The organism is Tateyamaria sp. (assembly GCF_059783535.1).
In genome coordinates this window covers 1-6,822 of sequence record NZ_JBYNDP010000119.1, presented here as the reverse complement: position 1 = coordinate 6,822, position 6,822 = coordinate 1, and the positions used below count along the sequence as shown (strand labels likewise).

Sequence of the window (6,822 nt, the reverse complement as noted above, 5' to 3'; positions counted from 1 at the left end):
GCGTTACCCCAAGTCCTTGAAAGAGCCCAAAGATCACAGACCGATTGAAATCTCGTGGATGGACCGAACAAGCTGTCCCCGCGGGGACAAATCAGCTTGCTGCTGTAACACGCGCACTCAAACGCAAGGCATGGGACGCGTCATCGGCCGCAACTGGCATCACCGGGTCATAGGCCGCGCGGATCAACGCCGCGATGTCGGGCCGCAGCACGGTTGTCTCTCCCGCGACGGCCAAAGGTGATCGATCCCGGAAGGCCAAATCGGACCACAGCAGCATCGACTGCACCACCTGGCTCAAGGCCAGCGTCTCCGCGGGGACCTTGCTCAGATGTTGGTCCATCCGGAGGAAAACAAAGCACGCCTTGATCGCACCTGCCTCATCAAACCGGAAAATCCGGTACTGGTTTGCGTCGGCCTTTTGCAGGCGTGCCACCAACGGCTCAAGATCGGGCACAAGCCTGTCCAACCCGGGCACCTCGGGCAACTCCGCCCAGTCGGAAAAGAAAAACCACATGAAGTTCGACCCCAGTTCAGGGTCCGTCTCTGCCATCTCGTGACCGGCCAGCTGGCACACCGCCTCAACCGCGCCCTTGATCGTGCCAAGCGTTTCGTCCTGCACCCCGAACACCACGGGCGCCAGCGGGCGGCCCCAACGGGCAAAGGTATAGTCGCCGCTTTCGCGCCGGAACAGCGCTTCGATATCATCTGCTGTCATGTGCATATCCTAGTCGAACAGGTCGCCTGAAGATTTCGGTGCCTCAAGCCCCAGATGCCGCCACGCTCGTTGCGCAAGCATCCGTCCCCGCGGGGTTCTCTGGATAAGGCCCTGCTGCAACAGATAGGGTTCGATGACCTCTTCCAATGCATCACGGCTCTCGCTCAGCGCAGCACTCAAGGTCTCGACGCCCACCGGACCACCGCCATAATGATCTGCCATGAGTTTCAAATACCGTCGATCCGCGCCATCCAGACCAAGATGATCTACGCCAAGGCGCGTCAGCGCGGCATCCGCCAACTCTCGAGTCACCCGACCGTCGCCATCCACTACGGCAAAATCCACGACCCGGCGCAACAAACGTCCCGCGATCCTAGGCGTGCCACGCGCACGACGCGCAATCTCGCGCGCACCGCCCTCGTCTGCAGGCGCACCAAGCGTGCGGGCATTGCGCTCCACAATCGTGAACAGCTCGTCTTCAGTATAGAATTGCAGCCGGGTCGGAATGCCGAACCGGTCCCGCAAAGGTGTCGTCAGCAGTCCCATGCGGGTTGTTGCACCCACCAAGGTAAAAGGTTGCAACTCAATCCGAACGGTGCGCGCAGCGGGGCCTTCCCCAATAACAAGATCCAGTTCGAAATCTTCCATTGCAGGATAGAGGACCTCCTCGACCGCTGGATTCAGACGGTGAATCTCATCAATGAACAACACATCGCGGGCTTCGAGATTTGTCAGGATCGCGGCCAGATCACCGGCCTTGGCCAGCACGGGGCCAGACGTCATGCGGAAATTCACGCCCAACTCGCGCGCCATGATCTGCGCCAGGGTCGTCTTGCCCAAACCGGGTGGGCCATGGAACAACGTGTGATCCATCGCCTCACCCCGCTGCTTGGCAGACTGGATGAAGACGCGCAGGTTGGCGCGGGCCTCGGCCTGCCCCACGAAATCCTCGAGAAGCTGTGGACGCAGAGCACGGTCGAAACCGCCTGCATCATCGTCAGGCAAAGGCGCTCCGCGCAAGGTGGGATCTGAGGCGTCGGTCATCATCTTCCTTCGTAAGGCGGACGTGTCGTCCGCCCACCCCTACCCTTTCGGTGCCAGAAGTTTCAACGCTGCACGGATTAGGGCGGGCGTGTCCGCACCCGCATCCTCTCCGGCAGCTTGGGCCACGGCGGCGGCGGCATCGGACGGGCCGTACCCTAGGTTGCCCAAGGCCGACAGCGCATCCGCCTGTGCCGAGGACGGCGGGGCGGCTGCGGGCATCGGTTCGATAACCTCGGTCGCAGCTTCTGCGACGGCATCACCGGTTGCTTCCGCCACCGTGCCGCCCATGGCCATGACCGACGGCGCCTTATCCTTGAGATCAAGCACGATGCGTTGCGCGATCTTGGGACCGATGCCCTTGGCCGCTTTCACCGCGTTCCAGTCGCCCAAGGCGATGGCGCGGCTGGTCCCATCTGTGCCCAGCGTGCCAAGGATGGCGAGCGACGCCTTGGCCCCCACGCCCTGCACGGACATGAGCAGGCGGTGCCACTCCTTTTCCGCAAGCGTCGGGAAGCCAAAAAGCTGCATCAAGTCCTCGCGCACCACGAGGTCGGTGAACAGCGCACAGGCCTGTCCCACCGGGGGCAGCGCCGCCAGTGTCCGGTCCGAGCAATAGACGATATAGCCCACGCCACGCACGTCGATCAGGATGTGATCCGAGGCCTTGTAGTCGATACGGCCCGAAAGTTTTCCGATCATGCACGTGCCCTCGCCACAGCGGCGGCCAGCCCCTGCCCCGCGCCGTGATGGGCGTGGCAAATAGCGATGGCAAGCGCGTCGGCCGCGTCCGGTCCCGCGATATCGACGCCGGGCAGTTGCACGCGGACCATGTGCGCCACCTGCCGCTTGTCCGCGTGGCCCACGCCGACCACCGTTTTCTTGACGGCGTTCGGGGCATATTCACCGACCAATAACCCTGCGCGGGCCGGGGCGAGCATGGCAATGCCCCGGGCCTGCCCGAGCTTCAGGGTGCCCGCTCCGTCCTTGTTCACAAAGGTCTGTTCAACGGCCGCCGCCTGCGGGGCGTGATCCGCGATTACCGTGCTGAGTTGGTCAAACAAACTCAGTAGACGCAAGGACAGGTCATCGCCTGTCGAATGGCAGATCCCGTTCGCCACGTGACGCAGGCGCGGACCATCGGCGTCGATGATCCCCCACCCCATGTGGCGCAAGCCGGGGTCGATCCCCAAGATTCGCATGATGTGCTGCCCTCGCCCGGTTTGTTTTGGCTTTTGTCCGTCAGTAGCACGAAACGCGAACATCCGCCAAGTGGTAAGGCGCACGTGTCGTGCGCCGCCCTGCTAGTAAAAGCTTTGCGGGTCGATATCGACGGCCAGCCGCAGATCACCCTTGAGCCGCAATTGTCCGATCCATTGTGCGATGGCCCCCTGCAACGCCACGCCCTTGCCTGCCTTCACCAGCAGACGCACCCGGTGTCGACCGCGAATGCGTGCAATCGGCGCAGGGGCCGGACCAAAGACTTGGGCACCCACGCGGGTAAGTGCGCCAGCGTTCCTTGACAGCGCGTTCGCGGCGTCAAACACCTGTGCGACGTCCGGCCCGCTGAGGATGATCCCCGCCATCCGTCCATAGGGCGGCACGCCTGCCGCCTCGCGTTGCGCGGCCTCGGCCCGCCAGAATCCTTCCTCGTCGCCTGCCAGAATGGCGCGGATCACCGGGTGTTCCGGTTGATAGGTCTGCAACAGCGCCGTGCCCGGCTTTTCCGCGCGGCCCGCCCGGCCCGCGACCTGCCGCATCAATTGAAATGTCCGTTCCGCCGCGCGCAGGTCCGACCCTTGCAAGCCAAGGTCTGAATCGATCACACCCACCAGTGTCAGGTTCGGGAAGTTGTGCCCTTTGGCCACCAGTTGCGTGCCGATGATCACGTCGGCACCGCCCTCGGCAATCTTTTCGATCTCGGCCTTCAGCGCACGGGCTGAGCCATACATGTCCGAACTGAGCACAGCCACGCGGGCATCCGGGAACAGCTCCACCGCCTCTTCGCCCAGCCGTTCGACGCCTGGGCCGACGGGTGCCATCCGATCCTCGGCCTCGCAAGACGGGCACACGGTTGGCATCGGTTTCGTTTCGCCACATTGGTGGCACATCAGCCGTTTTAGAAAACGGTGCTCGACCATGCGCGCATCGCATTGATCACAGCCCACCTGGTGCCCGCACGCCCTGCACAAGGTGATCGGGGCGTAGCCGCGCCGGTTCAGGAACAGCATGGCCTGTTCGCCTGCCGCAAGCCGCGCCTCGACCGCGCGCTTCAGCTCCTCGGACACCCAGCGGTTGGAGGGCAGTTTTTCAGCGCGCATGTCGATCGTTTGCATCGTGGGCATGACCGCAGGCCCAAAGCGCGCTTCGAGATCAAGCCGTTTATATTTACCACTTTCGGCATTCGCCCAGCTTTCCAGCGATGGCGTGGCCGAGGCCAGCACGACCTGCGCACCGAGTAGCGAGGCCCGCAACACCGCCATGTCGCGGGCGTTATAGAGCACCCCGTCTTCTTGCTTGTAGGAGGTGTCGTGTTCCTCATCCACCACGATCAGGCCGAGGTTCTGGTACGGCAGGAATAGCGCAGAACGTGCGCCGATCACCAGCTGTGCGTTGCCTTGGCCCACCATGCGCCAGATGCGCCGCCTTTCGGTCATGGTCGCACCGGAGTGCCATTCGGCGGGTCGCGCGCCGAACCGTTCCTCGACGCGTTTCAGGAATTCGGCCGTCAGCGCAATTTCCGGCAACAGAACAAGTGCCTGTCGCCCGGCGCGCAGGCAGGCGGCCACCGCTTCGAGGTAAACCTCGGTCTTGCCGGACCCTGTCACGCCGCGCAGGAGCGTGGTGCCATAAGCGCCGGATTGCACCGCTGCAGCGATATGACTTGCTGCCTTTGCCTGATCCTCCGTCAGCTCTTTGCCCGGTCGAGCGGGATCCATGGGCGGGAATGGCAGGTCGCGCGGGCTGTCTTCCTCGGCAACCGCCCCCTGTTTCACCAGCCCTTTGATGACCGAGGATGTGACACCAGAGAGTTCGGCCAATTCCTTAAGTGTGAATGACAAGTCGCCGTATTCGCTGAGAAATTCCAAAACCCGACGGCGGGCATCTGTCATGCGATCTGGTTCGGATGGACCGCATCGGTAGACCTTGCGCATGGACGGCGGATCGCCCAGCCCCGGCGCGCGTGTGGCGAGCCGCAGCATGGCGGGCATCGGGGTCAGGGTGTAGGCGGCGGATTTTTCCAGAAACGCGCGCATCTCGTCCCGCATGGGGGCGGCGTCCAGCACCCGCAGAACCGCGCGTATCTTGTTGTAATCATAGTCCCCTTTGCCGGGTCCCCACACCACGCCCAACACTTTGCGCGGACCAAGCGGCACCTCGACAAAGGTGCCCAGATGGCAGCCGCCTTCGGGCGCCTTGTAGTCCAGCGCCCGGTCCAGAGGTTGCGTGGTCATCACGGCCACCAACGCGCCTTCGTCATAAAACGAGGGCGTCATGTTAGCGCCAACATATGAGGGGTTCAGTCTTCACCCGCCATGAGGTAAAGGCATCACAAGCAAACGCCAAGCCATCAAGGGGACCGCACATGAAATTCTTTGTAGATACTGCTGAGATTGATGCCATCGCAGAACTCAACGACCTTGGAATGGTCGACGGTGTCACCACGAACCCATCGCTGATCCTGAAATCCGGGCGTGATATTCTGGAAGTGACCAAGGAAATCTGTGACCTGGTGGACGGGCCGGTCAGCGCGGAAGTGGTCGCGCTGGAAGCCGACGCCATGATCGCCGAGGGGCGCAAGCTGGCCGAGATCGCGGAAAACATCACCGTTAAGCTGCCGCTGACATGGGACGGTCTGAAGGCCTGCAAGGTGTTGTCGGGCGAAGGCAAGATGGTGAATGTCACGCTGTGTTTTTCAGCCAACCAGGCGCTGCTGGCGGCCAAGGCCGGGGCCAGCTTCATCTCGCCCTTCATCGGACGGCTGGATGACATCCACATGGACGGGCTGGAGCTGATCGAAGACATCCGCACGATCTATGACAATTACGGGTTCGAGACGGAGATCCTGGCCGCGTCGATCCGGTCGGTGAACCACATTCAGGATTGCGCCAAGATCGGCGCCGACGTCATCACTTCACCCCCGGATGTGATCAAGAAGCTGGCCAGCCACCCACTGACCGACAAGGGCCTTGATGCCTTTATGAAAGATTGGGCCAAGACGGGTCAGAAGATCCTGTAACTCAGGCCTCTCTGGCCCGTCTCAGCATCACCCGAAGCGCGTCCGGTCCCAAGGGAAAAATCCCGGGGCCGGATCCGTGAGTGGTGGCTTCGCGTGTGTGTTTCATGGGACGGATATGAACGGACCAGAATTCCCGTTCACGGGGAGAAGTTCGCGCCCCTTCCCCGGTCGTAGCGTCACTTGGCAACAACGCGCCGTCTTCTGAACAATTATTCCAAGTTCAGGGCAGATTTCGCGAATCCGCTGTGTTATGGAGTCGGCCAAGAAAAACGACAGGTACGGTATGAGCAGCCAGCCCAAGATTGATGACGCCCTGAGAGAGGCGATCATTTCCCGTCCGGATGTCATTCTGGACGATAAGGATTTGATGCATGCCCTGATCGCTGCAAATGAGCGGGCGATGGGCGGCAACATCGTCGATCTGCGGGGCCTTGCGATGGAGCGTCTCGAGGCGCGGCTGGACCGTCTTGAGGACACGCACCGTTCAGTTATTGCCGCAGCCTATGAAAACCTGGCCGGAACCAATCAGATTCATCGCGCGATCCTGCGGATGCTGGACCCGATGGAGTTTGAGTCTTTCCTGCGTGACCTCGGCGGGGAAGTGGCGGAAATCCTGCGCGTGGACGCCGTCAAGCTGGTGCTCGAATCCGTGCAAAACGACAGTGATCCGGCTGTCCAACGGCTGGGCGAAGTCCTGAGCGTGGCCGAGCCCGGCTTCATCGACGACTACCTGACCGATGGGCGTGGCGGCAACGTACGGCAAGTCACCCTGCGGCAAGTGCAGGATGCCGACCCGGAAATCTACGGCGATGATGCAACCTGGATC

7 protein-coding genes are annotated in these 6,822 nt (G+C 62.3%); 2 read left to right on the top strand and 5 right to left on the bottom strand.

All coding sequences use genetic code 11. From position 1 onward, the window contains the following. Positions 1–91 precede the first annotated feature (91 nt). The 5 genes from AC6RA8_RS17770 to AC6RA8_RS17750 form a co-directional block, all read right to left on the bottom strand. A complete protein-coding gene (locus AC6RA8_RS17770) occupies positions 92–715 on the bottom strand; it encodes a hypothetical protein (RefSeq protein ID WP_500354483.1) in 624 nt (207 codons plus the stop codon). Positions 716–724: 9 nt separating this feature from the next. Further along, a complete protein-coding gene (gene ruvB / locus AC6RA8_RS17765; protein WP_500354481.1) occupies positions 725–1,759 on the bottom strand; it encodes a Holliday junction branch migration DNA helicase RuvB in 1,035 nt (344 codons plus the stop codon). A 39-nt stretch (positions 1,760–1,798) separates the two neighbouring features. Further along, positions 1,799–2,458, bottom strand: coding sequence for a Holliday junction branch migration protein RuvA (gene ruvA / locus AC6RA8_RS17760; protein WP_500354479.1), 660 nt, complete (start codon positions 2,456–2,458; stop codon positions 1,799–1,801). After that, on the bottom strand, positions 2,455–2,958 hold the full coding sequence (gene ruvC, locus AC6RA8_RS17755; protein WP_500354478.1) for a crossover junction endodeoxyribonuclease RuvC: 504 nt from the start codon (positions 2,956–2,958) through the stop codon (positions 2,455–2,457). Before ruvC ends, ruvA begins: the two co-directional genes overlap by 4 nt. Before the next feature lie 102 nt (positions 2,959–3,060). Continuing rightward, positions 3,061–5,253, bottom strand: a complete 2,193-nt coding sequence (locus AC6RA8_RS17750) for a primosomal protein N' (RefSeq protein ID WP_500354476.1) — start codon at positions 5,251–5,253, stop codon at positions 3,061–3,063. An 89-nt stretch (positions 5,254–5,342) separates the two neighbouring features. Between AC6RA8_RS17750 and fsa the strand changes: the two genes are divergently transcribed. Both fsa and AC6RA8_RS17740 read left to right on the top strand, forming a co-directional pair. Then, positions 5,343–5,996: a fructose-6-phosphate aldolase gene (fsa, locus tag AC6RA8_RS17745; RefSeq protein WP_500354474.1), complete on the top strand. Its 654-nt coding sequence runs from the start codon at positions 5,343–5,345 to the stop codon at positions 5,994–5,996. Positions 5,997–6,279: 283 nt separating this feature from the next. Continuing rightward, the coding region (locus AC6RA8_RS17740; protein ID WP_500354472.1) for a DUF484 family protein at positions 6,280–6,822 on the top strand (543 nt) is incomplete at its 3' end.

Coding starts and splice junctions, on each gene's coding strand:
- AC6RA8_RS17770 (WP_500354483.1), bottom strand. CDS start 715: ATGACAGCAGATGATATCGAAGCGCTGTTCCGGCGCGAAAGCGGCGAC.
- ruvB (WP_500354481.1), bottom strand. CDS start 1,759: ATGACCGACGCCTCAGATCCCACCTTGCGCGGAGCGCCTTTGCCTGAC.
- ruvA (WP_500354479.1), bottom strand. CDS start 2,458: ATGATCGGAAAACTTTCGGGCCGTATCGACTACAAGGCCTCGGATCAC.
- ruvC (WP_500354478.1), bottom strand. CDS start 2,958: ATGCGAATCTTGGGGATCGACCCCGGCTTGCGCCACATGGGGTGGGGG.
- AC6RA8_RS17750 (WP_500354476.1), bottom strand. CDS start 5,253: ATGACGCCCTCGTTTTATGACGAAGGCGCGTTGGTGGCCGTGATGACC.
- fsa (WP_500354474.1), top strand. CDS start 5,343: ATGAAATTCTTTGTAGATACTGCTGAGATTGATGCCATCGCAGAACTC.